Below are 20,824 nucleotides of genomic sequence, written 5' to 3'. Positions count from 1 at the left end.
GTTGCCTTGATGTCCTTGCCGCTGCGATCAGCCTTGCGAATGCTCTTGCTGGCGCTGGCAACCCTTTGGGTCTGTCCGGTCTCCTCGGCGCAACTGGTGCGGGTCGCGGCGGCGCATTTTCCGCCCTATACCGTGCGTCCTGAAACCGGTGCCGACACCGGCCTGTTGCCGCAACTGGTGGAGGCCCTGAACCAGTCCCAGAGCAAGTACCAGTTCGTCCTGGTGCCGACCTCGATTCCCCGGCGTTTCCGCGATTTCGAACAAGGCCGGGTCGACTTGGCGATCTTCGAGAACCCGGCCTGGGGCTGGAAGGACATTGACCACACCAGCGTCGACATGGGCCTGGAGGATGCGGAGATCTTCGTCGCCCAGCGCCAGCCCAATCGTGGCCAGGAGTATTTCGCCGACCTCAAGGGCAAGCGCCTGGCACTGTTCAGTGGCTATCACTACGCCTTTGCCCAGTTCAATGCCGACCCCAAGTACCTGGCCGACACCTACAACGCCACGCTTACCTATTCCCACGACAGCAACCTGCTGATGGTCCTGCGGGGCAGGGCGGACATAGCCCTGGTGACCCGTTCCTACCTCAGCGATTTCCTGGCCCGCAATGCCCAGGACGACGGTCAGTTGCTGGTGTCCCAGCGCATCGACCAGGTTTACCACCACTACAGCCTGATCCGCCCCCAGGCGCCGATCAGCGCCGAGGACTTTGCCGGGCTGCTGCAAAAACTGCGGGACAACGGCCAGATGCGCAAGATCTTCGACCCCTACCGCATCGTCGTGATGCCCGTGCCCCACGCCTGAGCCCCTGGCGCCCCGAGGGGCGCCTAAATTTTTCCCGCCGGCCCACGTCACTTGCTTGAATGCCCTTTGACGGTGAGGCCTGCCATGTCCCTTGTAAGTCCGCTGAGTGTCGAAATCCTGTCGGCGGCCGTGCTATCGGGCATCGATGAGGTTGGCGCCCGGCCTCGGTTGTTCCCGGCATGGCGCAGCCAGGGCCAGGAGTCCTTGGCCCCGGGGCCCCAGGCCGAGCGGCAGGATCAGTTGGCGTTCTGGCTGTCGGCCCAGGTGCACGCGCTGTACCTGGACCCGCCGGGTGCGCCGCCACCGCCACCCGCCCACGCCGATGCCTGTGCCGGGCCAAACCTTTGTCGGTACTGCCGGCAGGACTTCGATCTTTTGCACAAACGTGCCGCGTTGCTGGTGCTGGGGTGCAGTGGCCTGCTGGAGGGGTGAGCGGTGCTCGGCGCTCAGCGCCGGGCGAAGCTGTCGGGGCGGTTGCCCGAGACTTTGCGGCAATGCACCAGGGCATCGCGAATCATGAAATTGACCAGGGTCGGCGAGACGCCCAGCTCCTTGGCGATGTCCTTTTGCGGGACTCCGTGCAAGCGATACATCTCGAAGGCATAGCGGGTGCGGCTGGGCAATTCGGTCAGGGCATCGGCAATGTGTTCCAGGGTGGAAAAGTTCATGTGCGAGGTTTCGGGCGAAGCGCCATGAATCACCACATTCAAGCCTTCCTCTTCGGTGCCCGAATACTTCTGCTCCAGCGCCTGCTTGCGGTAATGGTCGATGGCCAGATTGCGCACGATCTGGAACAGGTAGCTGAGCTGGGCCTTGAACGAGGAGGTGATTTGCGGGGCCGACTGCAAGCGGAAAAAGGCGTCCTGGACCACGTCTTCAGCCCGGGACCGGCAGCCGGTAATCCGTGCTGCGATCTTGACCAGGATCAGGCGGTTGTCGACAAAAGCCTGGAGTAACGGTGAATCGCACCTGCTTGTGGATACTGGTTCCGTCATGGAAATCACCTTGTTGCAAAGAGGTAAGTGGGACGTCAGAAAAGTCTGACCTGTCCTACACATCGAGCGACAAATTAGGATGAATGATAATGATTGTCAATTGAGAAAAAGAACTAATGCTCTCTAGCGGTGCAGATTGAGAACAGCGGCTCATTCAGGGGCCGGAGCGGGTCTTGCCAGGGCCGGTGGGGACTAATTATTTGCCGAGGTCATCCGTTCCCATGGGAGAAAGATTCCGGGCAGCAAGCCCGGGCGTGGCGCCTTGCGGATGCCTGTGACCTGTGGCCAAGCCGTTGATTGTCGGTGGGTGGCCAGGGGCATGGCAGGGCAGGGGCCGCTCTCCATCGCAAGCACACTCCTGGCAGGAAACCCCATGACGGACGCGTTCGAACTCCCCAGCACCCTGGCCCAAGCCCTTCAACGCCGGGCAGTCCTGGCCCCTGATCAAGTGGCGTTGCGGTTTCTCGCCCAAGAGCAGGAGCAGAACGTGGTCCTCAGTTACCGGGACCTGGACCTTCGCGCGCGAACCATTGCCGCAGCCCTGCAAGCCAACGCCCAGTTCGGCGACCGCGCGGTGCTGCTGTTCCCCAGCGGCCCGGACTACGTCGCGGCGTTCTTCGGTTGCCTGTACGCCGGGGTGATCGCGGTGCCGGCCTATCCGCCGGAGTCGACCCGGCGTCATCACCAGGAGCGGCTGCTGTCGATCCTGGCCGATGCCGAGCCACGGTTGCTGCTGACCAGTGCCGGGCTGCGGGACTCACTGTTGCAACTGGACGAACTCAAGGCCGCGGGCGCGCCGCCACTGCTGTGCGTGGACACCCTGGCGCCCGGGCTGGCCGAAGACTGGCAGGCCGTTGAGCTCAAGGACGACGACATCGCCTTCCTGCAATACACCTCCGGCTCCACCGCGTTGCCCAAGGGGGTGCAGGTCAGCCACGGCAACCTGGTGGCCAACGAACTGCTGATCCGCCGCGGCTTCGGCATTGATCTCAACCCGGACGATGTGATCGTCAGCTGGCTGCCGCTGTACCACGACATGGGCCTGATCGGCGGTCTGCTGCAACCGATCTTCAGCGGCGTGCCCTGCGTGCTGATGTCGCCGGCCTACTTCCTGGCGCGGCCCGTGCGCTGGCTGGAAGCGATCAGCGAGTACGGCGGCACCATCAGCGGCGGCCCGGATTTCGCCTACCGCCTGTGCAGCGAGCGGGTCAGCGAGTCGGCCCTGGAGCGTCTCGACCTCAGCCGCTGGCGCGTGGCCTATTCCGGTTCGGAGCCGATCCGCCTCGACACCCTGGAAGGCTTTGCCGAAAAATTCAGCGCCAGCGGTTTTGCGCGCGACAACTTCCTGGCTTCCTACGGTCTGGCCGAGGCCACCCTGTTCGTCGCCGGCGGTGTACGCGGCCAGGGCATCCCGGCCTTGCACCTGGACGACCAGGCCCTGGCGCAGAACCGCGCCGAGCCGGGGCCGGGCAGTGCCATGATGAGTTGCGGTTTCAGCCAGCCTGCGCACGCAGTGCTGGTGATGGACCCGCAACAGCTCAGCGAACTGCCAGACAACCGCATCGGCGAAGTCTGGGCCGCCGGGCCAAGCATCGCCCATGGCTATTGGCGCAATCCCGAGGCCACGGCCAAGACCTTCGTCCAGCATGCCGGCCGCACCTGGCTGCGCACCGGCGACCTGGGCTTCCTGCGCGACGGTGAGCTGTTCATCACCGGACGCCTGAAGGACCTGCTGATCGTGCGTGGGCACAACCTGTATCCCCAGGACATCGAAAAAACCATCGAGCGCGAAGTGGAAGTGGTGCGCAAGGGCCGGGTGGCAGCGTTCGCGGTCAGCGACCAGGGCCAGGAAGGCATCGGCATCGCCGCGGAAATCAGCCGCAGCGTGCAGAAGATCCTGCCCCCCGAAGCGCTGATCAAGGCCATCCGCCAGGCGGTGGCCGAAGCCTGCCAGGAAGCGCCCAGCGTGGTGGTGCTGCTCAACCCCGGGGCCTTGCCGAAGACTTCCAGCGGCAAGTTGCAGCGTTCCGCCTGCCGCACCCGGCTGGCCGATGGCAGCCTGGATCACTACGCGCTGTTCTCCCAGGCCGACGCCGCCCCCGCCAGCGTTCAGGAAGCGTCCGACGACGCGCTGCAAAGCCTGATCGGGCGGATCTGGCAGGAGCACCTGCAATGCGCCGCCGTGGCCGCCGACGATCACTTCTTCCTGCTGGGGGGCAACTCGATCGCCGCCACCCAGGTCACGGCCCGTCTGCGCGAGGAACTGGGCCTGGAGCTGAGCCTGCGGCTGCTGTTCGAAGCGCCGACCCTGGGCGCCTTCACGGCCGCGGTGGCGCGCCTGCAACAGGACGGTGGCGTGGCCCAGGGCAGCATCCAGGCCCTGTCGCGCCAGCAGCCGCTGCCCCAATCCCTGGCACAGAACCGCCTGTGGATCACCTGGCAACTGGACCCGCACAGCAGCGCCTACAACATTCCCGGCGGCCTGCGCCTGCGCGGCGAGCTGAACCAAGAGGCCCTGCGCGCCAGCTTCCAGCACCTGCTGCAGCGCCACGAAGCGCTGCGCACGCGGTTTTTCGAGCGCGACGGCCAGGCCCTGCAACAGGTGGACGCGGCCGGTGAGTTCAACCTGCAGGTAATCGACCTCAGCGACCTGCCGCCGGTCGAGCGCGAAGCCCGGGCGCGGCAGATTCGCGAAGACCAAGCCCGCACCCAGTTCGACCTGGAAAAGGGCCCGCTGTACTGGGCGACCCTGGTGCGCCTGGACGATGAAGAGCACCAGTTGCTGCTGACCCTGCACCACATCATCGCCGACGGTTGGTCGCTGAATGTGCTGCTCGACGAGTTCTCCCGGCTCTATGCCGCTGCGGTTCAAGGCCAGCACCTGGAACTGCCGCCCCTGACCCTGCAATACGCCGACTACGGCAGTTGGCAGCGCCAGTGGCTGGCCCAGGGTGAAGGCCAGCGCCAGCTGGACTACTGGAAGCAGCAACTGGCCGATGAGGCCCCGGTGCTCAGCCTGGCTACCGATCACCCGCGCTCGGCCCAGCTCCGCCACAGCGCTGCGCGCCACAGCCAACGCCTCGGTGTGACCCTCAGCGAGGCCGTGCGCCAGACCGCCCAGGCCTGGCAGGTCACGCCGTTCATGCTGTTGCTGGCCACTTTCCAGACCCTGCTGCATCGCTACAGCGGGCAGACCGAGATCCGCATCGGCGTGCCCAATGCCAACCGCCCGCGCCTGGAAACCCAGGGCCTGCTGGGCTTCTTCATCAATACCCAGGTTTTGCGCGGCCAACTGGATGCGCGCCAGACCTTCGCCGAGCTGCTGCAACAGGTCCGCAGCACCGTGCTTGAGGCCCAGGCTCACCAGGACCTGCCCTTCGAACAACTGCTCGAAGCCTTCCCCGAAGCCCGTGAACAGGGCCTGTTCCAGGTCATGTTCAACCATCAGCAGCGTGATCTTGGCGCCTTGCGCCGCCTGCCGGGGCTGCTGGCCGAAGAGCTGCCGTGGCACAGCCGCGAGGCCAAGTTCGACCTGCAACTGCACAGCGAGGAAGAGCGCAACGGCCGCCTGAGCCTGGCCTTCGACTACGCCGACGAACTGTTCGACGCGGCGACCATCGAGCGCCTGGCCGGGCATTTCATCAGCCTGCTGGAGCATGCCTGCCAGCAACCGGACAGCGCCCTGGGCGATTTGCCGTTGCTAGGCAAGACCGAAGCGGCGCAACTGCAGCAATGGAGCATGGCGCCCTGTGCGCCGGCCGAGCGTTGGTTGCCGGAACGTTTGCATGAACAACTGCAGCAGACCCCGGAGCGCACCGCGCTGGTGTGGGACGGCGGGCAGCTGAGCTTTGCCGAACTCCATGCCCAGGCCAACCGCCTGGCCCACTACCTGCGGGACAAGGGCGTGGGCCCGGACGTGTGCGTGGCCATCGCCGCCGAGCGTTCGCCGCAGCTGCTGATCGGCCTGTTGGCGATCATCAAGGCCGGTGGCGCCTATGTGCCCCTGGACCCGGATTACCCCGCCGAGCGCCTGGCCTACATGCTCACCGACAGTGGCGTGCAACTGCTGCTGACCCAGGCCCACCTGCTCGACCAGATGCCCGAGGCTCCCGGCGTCAGTGCCATCGCCATGGACAGCCTCAAGCTCGACAACTGGCCGAGCCACGCCCCGGGCCTGCACCTGGACGGCGAGCACCTGGCCTACGTGATCTACACCTCCGGTTCCACCGGTCAGCCCAAGGGCGTCGGCAACACCCATCGCGCCTTGATGGAGCGCCTGCAATGGATGCAGGACAGCTATCAATTGCAGCCCGACGATGTGCTGATGCAGAAGGCCCCCATCAGCTTCGACGTCTCGGTGTGGGAATGCTTCTGGCCGCTGATCAGCGGCTGCCGCCTGCTGCTCGCCGCCCCCGGCGAACACCGCGATCCCCATCGCATCGCCCAGTTGGTACAGGAATATGGCGTGACCACGCTGCACTTCGTGCCGCCGCTGTTGCAGCTGTTTGTCGATGAACCGCTGAGCGCTGAATGCCACAGCCTGCGCCGGGTGTTCTCCGGTGGCGAAGCCTTGCCCGCCGAGCTGCGCGACCGCCTGCTGGAGCTCTTGCCGAACGCGCAACTGCACAACCGCTACGGCCCGACCGAAACCGCGATCAACGTCACCCATTGGCCGTGCTCGGTCGATGATGGCCCGCGTTCGCCCATCGGTCGTCCGCTGGGCAATGTGCTGTGCCGGGTACTGGATGCCGAGCTCAACCCGCTGCCCGCCGGGGTTCCGGGTGAGCTGTGCATCAGCGGCCAGGGGCTGGCCCGGGGTTACCTGGGACGCCCGGCGCTGACCGCCGAGCGCTTTGTAGTCGACCCGCTGGGCGAGGAGGGCGCACGCCTGTACCGCACCGGCGACCGCGTACGCTGGTGCGCCGACGGCGCGCTGGAATACCTCGGCCGCCTCGACCAGCAGGTCAAGCTGCGGGGGGTTCGGGTCGAGCCACAGGAAATCGAAGCGCGGCTGCTGGCCCAGGATGGCGTGGCCCAGGCCGCGGTGCTGGTGCGCGACACCGTCGCCGGCCCGCAGTTGATCGGCTACTACACCGCCCATGCCGGCGATGAAGACGAAACCCAATTCAGCGCCCGGCTGAAGGCTGCCCTGGCCGCCGAACTGCCGGAGTACATGGTGCCGGCGCAACTGCTGCGCCTGGAAGCCATGCCCCTGAGCCCCAGCGGCAAGCTCGACCGCCGGGCCCTGCCGGAGCCGCAATGGCAGGTGCGCGAGCACGTCGAACCGGGCACCGATCTGGAACGGCAGCTCGCCGCCATCTGGCGCGACGTGCTGGGCCAGCCCCGCATCGGCCTCAAGGACGACTTCTTCGCCCTGGGCGGGCATTCGCTGCTGGCCACCCAGATCATCTCTCGCACCCGTCAGGCCTGCGATGTCGAGCTGCCGCTGCGGGCGCTGTTCGAAGCCAGCGAGCTGGGAGACTTTGCCGAGCAGGTGCTGCTGATCCAGCAGTCCGGCGCGCGCAACCAGCAGCCGCCGATGGCCCGGGTTGACCGCAGCCAGCCGGTGCCGCTGTCCTATTCCCAGCAGCGCATGTGGTTCCTCTGGCAGATGGAACCCGACAGCCCGGCCTACAACGTGGGCGGCATGGCGCGGCTGTCTGGGGTGCTGGACGTGGGGCGCTTCGAGGCGGCGTTGCAAGCGCTGATCCAGCGCCATGAAACCCTGCGCACCACCTTCCCCAGCGTCAACGGCGTGGCCCATCAGCAAGTGCACGCCGACAGCGGCCTGCGCATGGCCTGGAAGGATTTCTCGGCCCTGGCCGCGGATGCCCGGCAACAACGCCTGCAACAGCTGGCGGACAGCGAGGCGCACCAGCCCTTCGACCTGGAAACCGGACCCTTGCTGCGCGCCTGCCTGGTCAAGGCCGGCGAGCAGGAACACTACTTCGTCCTGACCCTGCACCATATCGTCACCGAAGGCTGGGCCATGGACATCTTCGCCCGCGAATTGGGCGCGCTGTACGAAGCCTTCCTCGACGACCGCGAGTCGCCCCTGGAACCCTTGCCCGTGCAATACCTGGACTACAGCGTCTGGCAGCGCCAGTGGCTGGAGTCCGGCGAGCGCCAGCGCCAGCTGGATTACTGGACCGGGCAACTGGGCCGCGAACACCCGCTGCTGGAACTGCCCAGCGACCGGCCACGGCCGGCGGTGCAAAGCCACCAGGGCGAGCTGTACCGCTTTGACTTGAGCGACGAGTTGGCGGCCCGGGTGCGCGCCTTCAATGCCGAACACGGCCTGACCCTGTTCATGACCATGACCGCCGCCCTGGCGCTGCTGCTCTACCGCTACAGCGGCCAGACCGACCTGCGCATCGGCGCGCCGGTGGCCAACCGCATCCGCCCGGAAAGCGAAGGGCTGATCGGCGCCTTCCTCAATACCCAGGTGCTGCGTTGCCAACTCGACGGGCAGATGAGCGTCGGCCAGTTGCTGGAGCAGGTGCGCCACACGGTGATCGAGGGCCAGTCGCACCAGGACCTGCCGTTCGACCATTTGGTGGAAGCCTTGCAACCGCCGCGCAGTGCCGCCTACAACCCGCTGTTCCAGGTGATGTGCAACGTCCAGCGCTGGGAGTTCCAGCAAAGCCGGCAACTGGCGGGCATGACCGTGGAGTATCTGGTCAACGATGCCCGGGCCACCAAGTTCGACCTCAACCTGGAAGTCACCGACCTGGATCAGCGCCTGGGTTGCTGCCTGACCTACAGCACCGACCTGTTCGATGAGCCGCGCATTGCGCGCATGGCCGGTCATTGGCGCAACCTGCTGCAGGCCCTGATCGACGATCCGCAACGGCGCCTTTGCGAACTGCCGCTGCTGCACGCCGAGGAGCAGCAACAACTGCTGGACAGCCTGAGCGTCGAGCCCGGCGAGCAACGCCTGGATCAGTGCATCCACCAGCTGTTCAGCGAGCAGGCCCTGGCCCGCGGCGATGCCCCGGCCCTGACCTTCGCCGGGCAGACCCTGAGCTACAGCGAACTGGACAGCCGCGCTAATCGCCTGGCCTGGATGCTTCGCGAGCGTGGCGTGGGCCCGCAAGTGCGGGTCGGCCTGGCCCTGGAGCGTTCCCTGGAGATGGTCGTCGGCCTGCTGGCGATCCTCAAGGCCGGTGGCGCCTACGTGCCCCTGGACCCGGAATACCCCCTGGACCGCCTGCACTACATGATCGAAGACAGCGGCCTCGGCCTGCTGCTCAGCGATGCGCGGATGTTCGCCGCCCTCGGCCAGTTGCCGACGGGTGTCGGCCGGTGGTGCCTGGAGGAGGACGGTCCGCGCCTGGCCGACTACCCGGCCAGCGAGCTGCCGTTGATCAGCCTGCCGCAGCATCAGGCGTACCTGATCTACACCTCCGGCTCCACCGGCCAGCCCAAGGGCGTGGTGGTGTCCCACGGGGAAATCGCCATGCATTGCCAGGCGGTGATCCGCCGTTTCGGCATGCGCCCCGACGACTGCGAGCTGCATTTTTATTCCATCAACTTCGACGCCGCCACCGAGCGCTTGCTGGTGCCGCTGCTCAGCGGCGCCCAAGTGGTGCTGCGAGCCCAGGGCCAGTGGGACGCCGAAGAGATCTGCCAACTGATCCGTCAGCACCGCATCAGCATCCTCGGCTTCACCCCGAGCTACGGCAGCCAGCTGGCCCAGCATCTGGCCAGCCAGCAGCAGACCCTGCCGGTGCGCATGTGCATCACCGGTGGCGAGGCCCTGACCGGCGAGCACCTGCAACGCATCCGCGCGGCCTTCCAGCCGAGCCTGTTCTTCAACGCCTACGGCCCCACCGAAACCGTGGTCATGCCCCTGGCCAGCCTGGCGCCGCAGCAGTTGGCCGAAGGCGTGGCCAGCGTGCCGATCGGCAGTATCGTCGGGGCGCGGGTGGCCTACATTCTCGATGCCGATCTGGCGCTGGTGCCGCCCGGCGCCACCGGTGAGCTGTATGTCGGAGGGGCCGGGCTGGCCCAGGGTTATCACCGTCGTCCGGGGATGAGCGCCGAGCGTTTTGTCGCCGACCCGTTCGCCACGGATGGTGGGCGCCTGTATCGCACCGGCGACTTGGTGCGCCAGTGCGCCGACGGCCAGCTGGAGTACATCGGCCGGGTCGACCACCAAGTGAAGATCCGCGGTTTCCGCATCGAGCTGGGGGAGATCGAAACCCGCCTGCTGGATCATCCGGCCGTGCGCGAAGCGGTGGTGCTGGCCCTGGACACCCCGGCGGGCAAGCAGCTTGCCGCTTATCTGGTGAGCGAGGTGGCCGAGCACAGCGAAGTGCAGCAGGCCAACCTGCGCGAAGCCCTCAAGCAGCAGCTGAAAACCCAGCTGCCGGACTACATGGTGCCGACCCACCTGATCCTGCTGGCCAGCATGCCGCTGACCGCCAACGGCAAGCTCGACCGCCGGGCCCTGCCAATGCCGGACCCGGAGCTCAATCGCCAGCAGTACGTGGCGCCGAGCAACGCGCTGGAACAGACCCTGGCCCAGGTCTGGGGCGAAGTGCTGAACCTGCAGCAGGTGGGCCTCAACGACAATTTCTTCGAACTGGGGGGCGACTCGATCCTGTCGATCCAGGTGGTCAGCCGCGCCCGCCAACTGGGGCTGCACTTCACCCCGCGGGACCTGTTCCAGCACCAGACCGTGCAGACCCTGGCCCAGGTGGCCAGCCACACTCAACAGGTCAGCGCCGAGCAGGGTCAGCTCAGTGGCGAAGCGCCGCTGACACCGATCCAGCATTGGTTCTTCGACGCGGCCATTCCTCAGCCGCAGCACTGGAACCAGGCGCTGCTGCTGGAGCCGCTGGGCGTGCTCGATGCGCAACTGCTTGAGCAAGCGCTGCTGGCGGTGCTGGAGCAGCACGACGCCCTGCGCCTGCGTTTCAAAGCGCTGGATGGGCAATGGCGCGCCGAGTACCTGCCGCTGTCCGACGCGCCGCTGCTGTGGCAAGTGCGGGTGCCGTCCATGGCCACCTGCGAGGCGCTGTTCGCCGATGCCCAGCGCAGCCTCGACCTGGAACACGGGCCGCTGCTGCGGGCGGTACTGGTGGACGGGCCGCAAGGCGAGCAACGCCTGCTGCTGGCCATCCACCACCTGGTGGTGGACGGCGTGTCCTGGCGCGTGCTGCTGGAGGATCTGCAGAACGCTTATCGCCAACTGCAAGCCGGGCAGAGCCTGAGCCTGCCGGCCAAGACCAGCGCCCTGCGGGACTGGTCGAGCCGCCTGCAAGCCTATGCCGGCAGCGAATCCCTGCGTGAAGAACTCGGCTGGTGGCAGCAGCAACTGGCCGGCCCGGCCGCGCAATTGCCGGGCCTGAATGCCACTGGCCGCCAGCAGCATCAGCAGGCCCGCAGCCACAGCGTGACCCTGGATGCCGAGCGCACCCGTCAGCTGTTGCAACAGGCCCCGGCGGCCTACCGCACCCAGGTCAACGACCTGCTGCTGACCGCCCTGGCCCGGGTGCTGTGCCGCTGGAGCGGGCAGCCTTCGGCCCTGGTGCAACTGGAAGGTCACGGCCGTGAAGCGCTGTTCGACGAGATCGACCTGACCCGCAGCGTCGGCTGGTTCACCAGCGCCTATCCGCTGCGCCTGACCCCGTTGCAGGTGGAAGAAGCGGCCGGGCAGGGCGCCTCGATCAAGGCCATCAAGGAACAACTGCGGGCCGTGCCGCACAAGGGCCTGGGCTACGGCGTGCTGCGCTACCTGGCCGATGACGCCTGCCGTGAAGCCTTGGCGGCGCTGCCGCTGGCGCCGGTGACCTTCAACTACCTGGGCCAGTTCGATCAGAGTTTTGGTGCTGACGCGCTGCTGCGTCCGCTGGACGAATCCGTCGGCCCGGCCCACGCCCCAGAGGCGCCGTTGCCCAACGAACTGAGCATCGACAGCCAGGTCTACGGCGGCGAGCTGGTGCTGCGCTGGACCTACAGCGCTGAACGTTTCGACGCCGAGCTGATCGGCGAACTGGCGGACGCCTACCTGAGTGAGCTGCAGAGTCTGATTGCCCATTGCCTGGGCGACGATGCCGGTGGCCTGACGCCGTCGGACTTCCCCCTGGCGCGCCTGACCCAGGCCCAGCTCGATGGCCTGCCGGTGCCGGCCGTGCAGATCGAAGACGTCTACCCGCTGACCCCGATGCAGGAAGGCATGCTGCTGCACACCCTGCTGGAGCCGGGCACCGGCCTGTACTACATGCAGGACCGCTACCGCATCAACAGCGAGCTGGACCCGCAGCGTTTCGCCCAGGCCTGGCAGGCGGTGGTGGCCCGGCATGAAGCGCTGCGCGCGTCGTTCTGCTGGAACGTCGGCGAAGACATGCTGCAAGTTATCCACAAGCCGGGCCGCACCCCGATCGAGTTCCTCGACTGGAGCGCGGTGCCCGAGGCCGAGCAGGAGCCCAAGCTCCAGGCGCTGCTCAAGGCCGAGCGCGAGGCCGGTTTCGATCTGCTCAACCAGGCGCCGTTCCACCTGCGGCTGATCCGCGTCGGCGCCGCGCGCTACTGGTTCATGATGAGCAACCACCACATCCTCATCGATGCCTGGTGCCGCTCGCTGCTGATGAATGATTTCTTCGAGATCTACACCGCCCTCGGCGAAGGCCGTGAGGCGCAGCTTGCAGTACCGCCGCGCTACCGCGACTACATCGGCTGGCTGCAACACCAGAGCCTGTCCGAGGCGCGGCAGTGGTGGCGGCACAACCTCGAAGGCTTCGAACGCACCACGCCGATCCCCAGTGACCGGCCATTCCTGCGCGAACACGCCGGTGACAGCGGCGGCATGATTGTCGGTGACTGCTACACCCGCCTCGATGCCCGGGACGGCGCGCAACTGCGCGAGCTGGCGCAACAGCATCAACTGACCGTCAACACCTTCGCCCAGGCGGCCTGGGCCCTGGTGCTGCGGCGCATGAGCGGCGATCGCGACGTATTGTTCGGCGTTACCGTGGCCGGGCGCCCGGTGGACATGCCGGAGATGCAACGTACCGTTGGTTTGTTCATCAACAGCATCGCGCTGCGGGTCAAGCTGCCCGAAGAGGGCCAGCGTTGCAGCGTACGCCAGTGGCTTGGCGACCTGCTCGACCGCAACATGCAGCTGCGTGAATACGAATACCTGCCGCTGGTGGCGATTCAGGAATGCAGTGAGCTGCCCAAGGGCCAGCCGCTGTTCGACAGCCTGTTCGTGTTCGAAAACGCCCCGGTGGAAGTCTCGGTGCTCGACCGCGCCCAGAGCCTGAACGCCAGTTCCGATTCCGGCCGGACTCACACCAACTTCCCGATCACCGCCGTGTGCTACCCGGGGGATGACCTGGGCCTGCACCTGTCCTACGACCAGCGCTACTTCGAACAGGCGACCATCGAGCGCATGCTCGGCGAGTTCAAGCGCCTGCTGCTGGCGCTGATGCAGGGCTTGCAGGGCGACATGGCCGACCTGCCGCTGCTGGGTGCAGAGGAGCAGGACTTCCTGCTCGCCGGCTGCAATCAGAGCGCGCACCCGTATCCACTGGAGCGCAGCTACGTGGAACTGTTCGAGGCCCAGGTGGTGGCTCATCCGCAGCGCGTGGCCGCCAGTTGCCTGGACCAGCGCTACAGCTACGCCGAGTTGAATCGCGACAGCAACCGCCTGGGTCATGCCTTGATCGCCAACGGCGTGGGCTTCGACCAACCCGTGGCCTTGCTGGCCGAGCGCGGCCTGGAACTCTTGGGCATGATCATCGGCAGCTTCAAGGCCGGGGCCGGCTACCTGCCCCTGGACCCGGGCCTGCCGAGCCAGCGCTTGGGGCGCATCATCGAGCTCAGCCGCACGCCGATCCTGGTGTGCACTGCGGCCTGCCACGAACAGGCCCTGGCCCTACTGGACGAATTCGCCTGCGCCGGGCGGCCACGGTTGCTGGTCTGGGAAGAACTGCAAGGCGCCGGGCATGCCGAAAGCAATCCGGGCCGCTACAGCGCGCCGTACAACCTGGCCTACGTGATCTACACCTCCGGTTCCACCGGCCTGCCCAAGGGCGTGATGGTGGAGCAGCGCGGCATGCTCAACAACCAACTGAGCAAGGTGCCGTACCTGCACTTGAGCGAGGCTGACGTGATCGCCCAGACCGCGTCCCAGAGTTTCGATATTTCGGTCTGGCAGTTCCTCGCCGCGCCGCTGTTCGGTGCCCGGGTCGACATCGTGCCCAATGCCATCGCCCACGACCCCCAGGGCCTCTTGGCCCACGTCGAGGAGCAGGGCATCACGGTGCTGGAGAGCGTGCCGTCGCTGATCCAGGGCATGCTCGCCCAGGACGCCATCGCCCTGGAGAGCCTGCGCTGGATGTTGCCCACCGGCGAGGCCATGCCACCGGAACTGGCGCACCAATGGCTGCTGCGTTATCCACAGATCGGTCTGGTGAACGCCTACGGCCCGGCGGAGTGTTCCGACGATGTGGCCTTCTTCCGGGTGGACCTGGCTTCGACCCGGGGCGCCTACCTGCCGATTGGCACGCCCACCGACAACAACCGCCTGTACCTGATGGACGAAGCCCTGGAGCTGGTGCCCCTGGGCGCCGTCGGCGAGCTGTGCGTAGCCGGCACCGGTGTCGGCCGTGGCTACGTCAGCGACCCATTGCGTACCGCGCTGGCCTTCGTGCCCCATCCGTTCGGTGCGGCGGGCGAGCGCCTGTACCGCACTGGCGACCTGGCCCGCCGACGCAGCGATGGCGTGCTGGAATACGTCGGCCGCATTGACCATCAGGTGAAGATCCGTGGCTACCGCATCGAGTTGGGCGAGATTGAAGCGCGCCTGCACGAACAGCCGGAAATCCGCGATGCCGCCGTGGGCGTGCAGGACGGGGTCAACGGCAAGCATCTGGTGGGCTACCTGGTGGCCAGTGACTCAAGCCTGAGCCCGAGCGAATGCCTGGAGCGGATCAAACCGCGGCTGCGCGCCGAACTGCCCGAATACATGGTGCCGCTGCACTGGCTATGGCTTGCGCGCCTGCCGCTCAACGCCAACGGCAAGCTCGACCGCAAGGCCCTGCCGGCCCTGGAGATCGGCCAGTTGCAGAGCCAGGACTATCAAGCCCCGGGCAGCGAACTGGAGCAGACCCTGGCGGACATCTGGGCCGAGGTGCTCAAGGTCGAACGGGTGGGCGTGCGCGACAACTTCTTCGAGTTGGGCGGGCATTCCCTGCTGGCCACCCAGATCGCCTCACGGGTGCAGAAAACCCTGCAGCGCAACGTACCGCTGCGGGCCATGTTCGAGTGCAGCACGGTGCAGGAACTGGCCGCGTACATCGAAGGCCTGGGTGCCAATGCAATCAGCGAGGAAAAGGTGGACCGGTTGAGCGACCTGATGGCCGAGCTGGAGGGCTTGTAAGCTTATGCGGCGGGCGCAGCCACCCCGAAGGCTGCGCCTCACTCCTTCAGGAAGGTCGCGCATTCAGACTTTACGGCCGCTGCATAACCGAGCGATCTCTACAGGAAGCCTATTCAGGGGGGAAATAGAAAGGCAATATTAAGCCAAGGGTTTTTGTTTGCCCTTATCGATTGGACTGAGCAGAAGCAAGAATAACAAGGATGCACCGAATGAAAGCAGAGTTGCGAGGCGGCGAAAAAATCATCAAAGAAGGGGCGGCAAACCTTCAAAGAAATATTGAGACGGTGGGCGGAAGGCTTTTTCTGACGAACCAGCGTCTGCTATTTGTCGCGCATAAAATTAACTTCCAAAGCGCTCCTGACGAGATTGAAATCTCAAACATCCAGTCATTGAAACCGGCGTGGACTAAATTTTTAGGTCTTATCCCCGTTTTCCCCAACTCCTTATCTGTTTTTACAAAGCTGGGTATAGAGTCTCGATTTGTACTATTTGGCCGTGACGCATGGGCTGCTGCCATTGCTGCAACCATGAATGGGGCCAATGGCTAAGTAACCTTCAGTTTGAAATAGTCCGCCGCGCAAAGCCCGACAGCAGCCCTGTCGGGCTTTGTCGTTTCAAACAGTTCAAGGACCGGAACCATGGCAGAACAGCTTTACTGGCACGACATCGAAGACACCTTGGGCAACTGGAGTGGCCTCGGCGTCGAGGTCGAACCGGGCGCCACGGACAAACCGCCGCTGTACCTGCGCACCGGCGCCAACGCCCGGATCAGGTTGATGCACCACGACACACCGTTGTTCTGGGCCACCCTGGCCCGGGATTACGGCGGCGTTTGGCTGGTGCGCAACCCGCTGGCCGATGGCGCCGAATGCCGATTGCTGGCGCCCATCGATTCACCCTCGGTCGAGCAGCACGCGGCGCTGGCGCCCGAGCAGCGGATCAAGGCCTGGAGCCGCTATTTCGTCAGCCGCCTGAGTGAAAGCGCCCGGCACTTTCTCACCCCCGGTTACTGGCTGGCCCAGGGCCTGCTGCCGGAGCCGACCAGCACCGCGCGGGGCCTGGATAATTGGCGCTTCAACTCGCGGGACGACGCCCTGACCCACCTGCCCAACTGGCGACTGTACGGCGAGGATTTTCTCGACAACCTGCAACCCCAGACCCTGGAATGGATCGACTGGTGGCACGGCGGCGGCAAGCTGATCGGCCTGCACCGTGTCGACTCCGAGGCCGGGCGCTTGAAGTGGTGGCGCAAAAAGGCCCGCGAAGGCAGCCTGCCGCCGATCCTGCTGTGGTACGTCGGCGGGCTGGCGTCCCATGTGGTGATCGATGGCCATTACCGCTTGCAGGCGGCCCTGGCGGAAAATCTTGCGCCCTCGTTCATCGTCCTCAGCGCCACCCGGGTGCGCGACTTTGCGCCAAGCCTGGAGCACCAGCAACGGGTCATGGACTCACTGCGCAAGCGTGGCGACTCGGTGTCGCGCAACCCGGCCCTGAGCACCGAGAACCTCAATCGGGTACTGATTCAGGCCTTCGATGACCGGCCGCATTACCACAGCGCTACCCAGGCCTGGGCCAGTCATGAGTCGGAGGCGCAGTGGTGCGACGAAGTGCGTCAGTGCCTGAGTGGGCAGGGGCTGGCGGATGAGGTGGAGGCAGTCATTGCCCGACGTGGGTAAAGCGCTGGCCGCCTTCGCTGGCAAGCCAGCTCCTACAGGCGAAAGCGCCGGCAAGCCATCTGCTATAGTCGCGCCCGCCCGCCGCCGGGCCGGTCATTGATCAAGGGTTAGGGACAATCGTGGAACAGATTTTCTGGCGTGATATCGAGGATTTGGCCGGCCACTGGAACGGCCTCGGCGTGGATGTCAAAGGTCCGGCCAGCGGCAAGCCCAACCTGTGCCTGCTCAGCGGCAACAACAAGCGCATGCAGTTGGTGTTGGGGGACCAGACCCTGCTCTGGGGCACCATGTCCCGCTGCCTCTATGGTGTGTGGCTGGTGCGCAATGACCTGCTGGAGCAACTGCCGCAGACCCTGGTGGGCCCCATCGATTCGCCTCAGGTGGAACAACAGGCGCGCCTCGACCCGGCCCTGCGCCTCAAGGCCTGGAGCCGCTTCTTCGTCCAGCAACTGATACAGCACCAGCCGGACTTCTTCTACCCCGGCTACTGGTTGGTGCGGGCCCTGCGTCCGGCGTCCCAGAAACCCATGCGACCCATGCTCAGCGGCACCGAAGCCTGGTATTTCAAGGGCGGTGAAGATGGCCAGAGCCATATGCCGCAGTGGGCGATCCATGGCCGCAATATCCTCGACAACCAACAGGCCGGTACGGCGCGCTGGGTCGAGCTGGGGGAGTACGGTGGCGCGGTGGTCGGCCTGCATGCCGTGGACCCGCATTCCGGGCGCTTGAAGTGGTGGCGCAAGAAAGCCCGCGAAGGCAGCTTGCCGCCGATCCTGCTGTGGTACGTCAGCGGCTTGAACTGCCACCTGATCCTCGATGGCCATTACCGCCTGCAGGCAGCCATTGATGAAAACCTGCCACCGGAATTCCTGGTGCTCAGCTCGCCACGGCTGTACCGCTATCGCCCCAACCCGCAAGAGCAGCAGAAAGTGCTGGGGGCACTGCAAGTGCAGGTCCAGCGCAACAAGCTGGAAACCGGGCGTTTCAACCAGTTGCTGATCAGCACCTTCGACGACCGGCCGTATCACGGCTTCGGCAGCCAGTCGTGGGTGGGGGTTGCCTCGGAGCAGGTGTGGATCGACCAGGTCAGCGGCATTCTCAAGGAGCGCGGAGGCCTTAGCGACCTGGAGGAAGTCCTCGAACGCGAGGCGCCGGAAGAGTACCGCTGAGGCGGCTCCTCAACTACCTCACGCCGCCCGCGGTTTTGTAGCTGATTCCGCAGGCTCCTCCGAACGCGCAGCGCTCGGAGGAGAATCACAGGGTTATTTGGGATCGCCAACAAGATCATGCAGGTGTTGGCGCTGTATCGGGGGGCGGCCTCGGTGAAGATATAAAATGCGTTGGAACGACGGACAATCGTTTTTTTAGTCAGAATAATCCGTTGATTGAATGTGAAAGCGCAGCTATGTGTGCGAATCTTCCTCAAAGGTCGCTTTTAGCTTTCTTAACATGTTGTTTCTGGAACCTCATTGTGTGCCTCATGAATCCTTGGAGCAGTTCCATTGATTGTTCGAACGAATATAAATCTGTATCTATTTGCAGGTCAGGATGAAGGGGGGGCTCGTACGGTGAATCAACTCCAGTAAAGTTCAATAGCTGCCCAGTTCGTGCCATGCGGTACATCCCTTTTGGATCCCGTTTTTCGCACGTCGCCAAACTAGTGCTTACATAAACCTCTCGGAAGTGTTCTGAACCGATCACTTTCAGAGCCCGCTCTCGATCTTTTTTATAGGGAGAAATGAATGCGGCTATCACGATGATTCCTGCCTCATTCATCAGTTTCGCTACTTCGGCTACACGGCGGATATTTTCGGCTCGGTCTTCACTACTGAATCCTAGATTGCTGTTCAGTCCATGCCGAACGTTATCGCCGTCCAAGACATAACACAGATGCTCATTATCGATGAGCCAGCGTTCAAGAGCATAGGCCAGGGTTGATTTTCCCGACGCGCTCAAACCCGTCATCCAGAGTGTCAAGGGTGTGTGGCCAAGTAGTTGTTCGCGATCCTCAGCGTTAACCTGACTGCTATGCCAGACAAGCATATCTTGATTTTTTTGAGTCATGTGTCTAAGCCTCGTAGTCCTGCTTCCAGGATTTTTTTGTGGGGCGTATTGTGGGGCTTGGTCGTGGCAATGGGGGTTACCTTCGCGTCGGAGGCAGCACGAAGGTGTAGGGTAACGAAACGATTTATAGATTTTATGTCACCATTAGACTGTCGTTGACTCTTGTCTTATGCATATCTTGTCTCGGACCTATGTCTGTGGTTTCAATCTGGTCGATATGTTTTTCAATGAGTAGATGCATTTTTTATTGGCGAGTACATATTTTTTAGGCTAACGCTTGCTCCGAGAAATAATCATGCGTAGTGGCTTGGTTACTTGCCAAGAAATTGAGTTTCGCATTTCTTCAAGCGTACTTCTGCATTGCGCCAGATTCTCTGCCAACTCGGCAGATGCTGCAGATTCCCTAAGTCTTTCTTGGTTGATTTCTTGCTCTAAAGCGGCTTGCTCGGCTGGTTTTGCATTGGAGTAATCTAAGGTGTTCTTGCTGTTAGAGGTTCGTCTTTCTTTGAGGTCAATCAGTCTGCTAATCAGGCGACGATCGTACGCTGCCAACACTGCATCAGTGAATACATAGTCAAGCAAGTTGATGGCTTTGACTTGGGCAAGTGTTTCCGGTTTCAGCGATGGCGCATCGCTACTATTGGTGATGTGCTGCATATCTTGCTCGATGGATACATCCAGATCAGTAAGCAGACCGCACACATTGATGAATTCATCCAAGATGGGGAACTTGCCTACCCAGATAAATGCTTGGCATACCTGTCTGGCTAAATCCAAAGCTGTGTGCTCATCGAATACTTTTGGCTCAAGTTGTGGGTGGAGGAAGTGAGAAAAGTAAGAAAGGTAATAGTTCTGATGTAGTCGGGCAAAATTCAAGACCAACGCGTCTGGGTCGGAATCAATTGCAATAAATTCATTGAACAGGGACTCTCCGAATTTCTCGCGGTGAAATTCATACTCTCCGCCTGGAGAGTGTCCAGCCACAATTTTCGCATGCTCATCGCGTAAAAAACGACGCATGTGAAAGGCCTCTGAGATCACGCGGCTCACAGGATCACGAATAATCGTCACACGCTGTATCTGATCAGACTCAAGCAAGTAAGGAACGTTGTGATAGGTGTGGTGGTGATAAATGACGTCATCATCGAAGCAAAGATTGGTTTTCTCAAGGAAGTCGTGGAAATACTGGATCGCTTCATTCGGAGCAAATGGATGTCCCACCATCTCCTTAGACTGATGATAGAGGTCAGCAATGATTTTATTTTGCCTTGCAGCTACAACTGCCAAGCTGTGCCAAACCGATGATCCTCCAGTTCTGGGGATATGAAAAAACATCAATGCCATAAATGACCTGCTAGGTAAGGAAATGCCACACGTGGAGTTGATATCAGATTAGTAGCACTGCTCCTTGTGTCTAAAATTTATTTACTGCAATCAAATTTGCGAGGATAGCAGACTCTCAGGTTGCTATTCTAGGCATGCTAATTTGGCGGGGTAGTCATACGGATGAATCCCTTCCAAATGCTGCTCATACACCAGCGCAAAGTCGTGTTAACTGTTCGATGCTAATGACGGATTGTTCTCTATCAAACCCTCTGTGTTCGGCCATGTGGAGGCCGCAAGATCAAGGTAAAAAACCTAACCAACGTTAAGCTAGTACTACGCACTTTTTAGCTGCTGGCGCAGGCTACAAACGCGCAGCGGTCGCGAGATCTGAAAGACTCCCGAGGTGCGTAGGGTGATCTCCGAGCAAGATCTCACCAAGGCTCGACAGCGGCTACGGAGTCGATGCCGATCAGGCTGAAGGCCCTTCTAATGACATTTAATCGTTTTCGATTGTAAGGCAGATCCGAGACTGCCGGCCGCTTGAATGCGTCGGGTGGGCGGGCTAGGGG

General features: G+C 63.4%; 9 protein-coding genes. 6 read left to right on the top strand and 3 right to left on the bottom strand.

Annotation, left to right across the window (positions count from 1 at the left end):
* Positions 1-9: 9 nt before the first annotated feature.
* Both DNK59_RS23295 and DNK59_RS23290 read left to right on the top strand, forming a co-directional pair.
* Entirely contained in the window at positions 10-804 is a 795-nt protein-coding gene (locus DNK59_RS23295) for an ABC transporter substrate-binding protein (protein WP_110724799.1), read from the top strand.
* An 84-nt stretch (positions 805-888) separates the two neighbouring features.
* Positions 889-1,236 (top strand): pyoverdine biosynthesis protein, encoded by a 348-nt coding sequence (locus tag DNK59_RS23290; RefSeq protein ID WP_110724798.1) that lies wholly within the window; start codon positions 889-891, stop codon positions 1,234-1,236.
* A 14-nt stretch (positions 1,237-1,250) separates the two neighbouring features.
* Here DNK59_RS23290 and DNK59_RS23285 read toward each other — a convergent pair whose 3' ends face one another.
* Positions 1,251-1,799 carry an RNA polymerase factor sigma-70 gene (locus tag DNK59_RS23285; RefSeq protein ID WP_110724797.1) on the bottom strand — a complete coding sequence of 183 codons (549 nt, stop codon included), beginning with the start codon at positions 1,797-1,799 and terminating at the stop codon, positions 1,251-1,253.
* Between the two features lie 373 nt (positions 1,800-2,172).
* Between DNK59_RS23285 and DNK59_RS23280 the strand changes: the two genes are divergently transcribed.
* From DNK59_RS23280 to DNK59_RS23265, 4 genes are all read left to right on the top strand, one after another.
* A complete protein-coding gene (locus DNK59_RS23280) occupies positions 2,173-15,189 on the top strand; it encodes a non-ribosomal peptide synthetase (protein ID WP_110724796.1) in 13,017 nt (4,338 codons plus the stop codon).
* 209 nt (positions 15,190-15,398) lie between these two features.
* Positions 15,399-15,737 carry a hypothetical protein gene (locus DNK59_RS23275; protein ID WP_110724795.1) on the top strand — a complete coding sequence of 113 codons (339 nt, stop codon included), beginning with the start codon at positions 15,399-15,401 and terminating at the stop codon, positions 15,735-15,737.
* Between the two features lie 90 nt (positions 15,738-15,827).
* Positions 15,828-16,865 (top strand): hypothetical protein, encoded by a 1,038-nt coding sequence (locus DNK59_RS23270; RefSeq protein ID WP_110724794.1) that lies wholly within the window; start codon positions 15,828-15,830, stop codon positions 16,863-16,865.
* A gap of 119 nt (positions 16,866-16,984) precedes the next feature.
* A complete protein-coding gene (locus DNK59_RS23265; protein ID WP_110724793.1) occupies positions 16,985-18,034 on the top strand; it encodes a hypothetical protein in 1,050 nt (349 codons plus the stop codon).
* 253 nt (positions 18,035-18,287) lie between these two features.
* On the opposite strand, the gene cysC is transcribed toward DNK59_RS23265, so the two are convergent.
* Both cysC and DNK59_RS23255 read right to left on the bottom strand, forming a co-directional pair.
* Positions 18,288-18,929 (bottom strand): adenylyl-sulfate kinase, encoded by a 642-nt coding sequence (gene cysC / locus DNK59_RS23260; RefSeq protein ID WP_110724792.1) that lies wholly within the window; start codon positions 18,927-18,929, stop codon positions 18,288-18,290.
* Between the two features lie 270 nt (positions 18,930-19,199).
* Positions 19,200-20,273, bottom strand: a complete 1,074-nt coding sequence (locus DNK59_RS23255; protein ID WP_110724791.1) for a sulfotransferase family 2 domain-containing protein — start codon at positions 20,271-20,273, stop codon at positions 19,200-19,202.
* Positions 20,274-20,824: the final 551 nt, after the last annotated feature.

Origin of the sequence: Pseudomonas sp. TKO26 (assembly GCF_003225665.1) — a bacterium.
Taxonomy (GTDB): domain Bacteria; phylum Pseudomonadota; class Gammaproteobacteria; order Pseudomonadales; family Pseudomonadaceae; genus Aquipseudomonas; species Aquipseudomonas saponiphila.
Note: the sequence above shows the minus strand (reverse complement) of the source record. Positions and strands in the feature narration are given on the sequence as shown.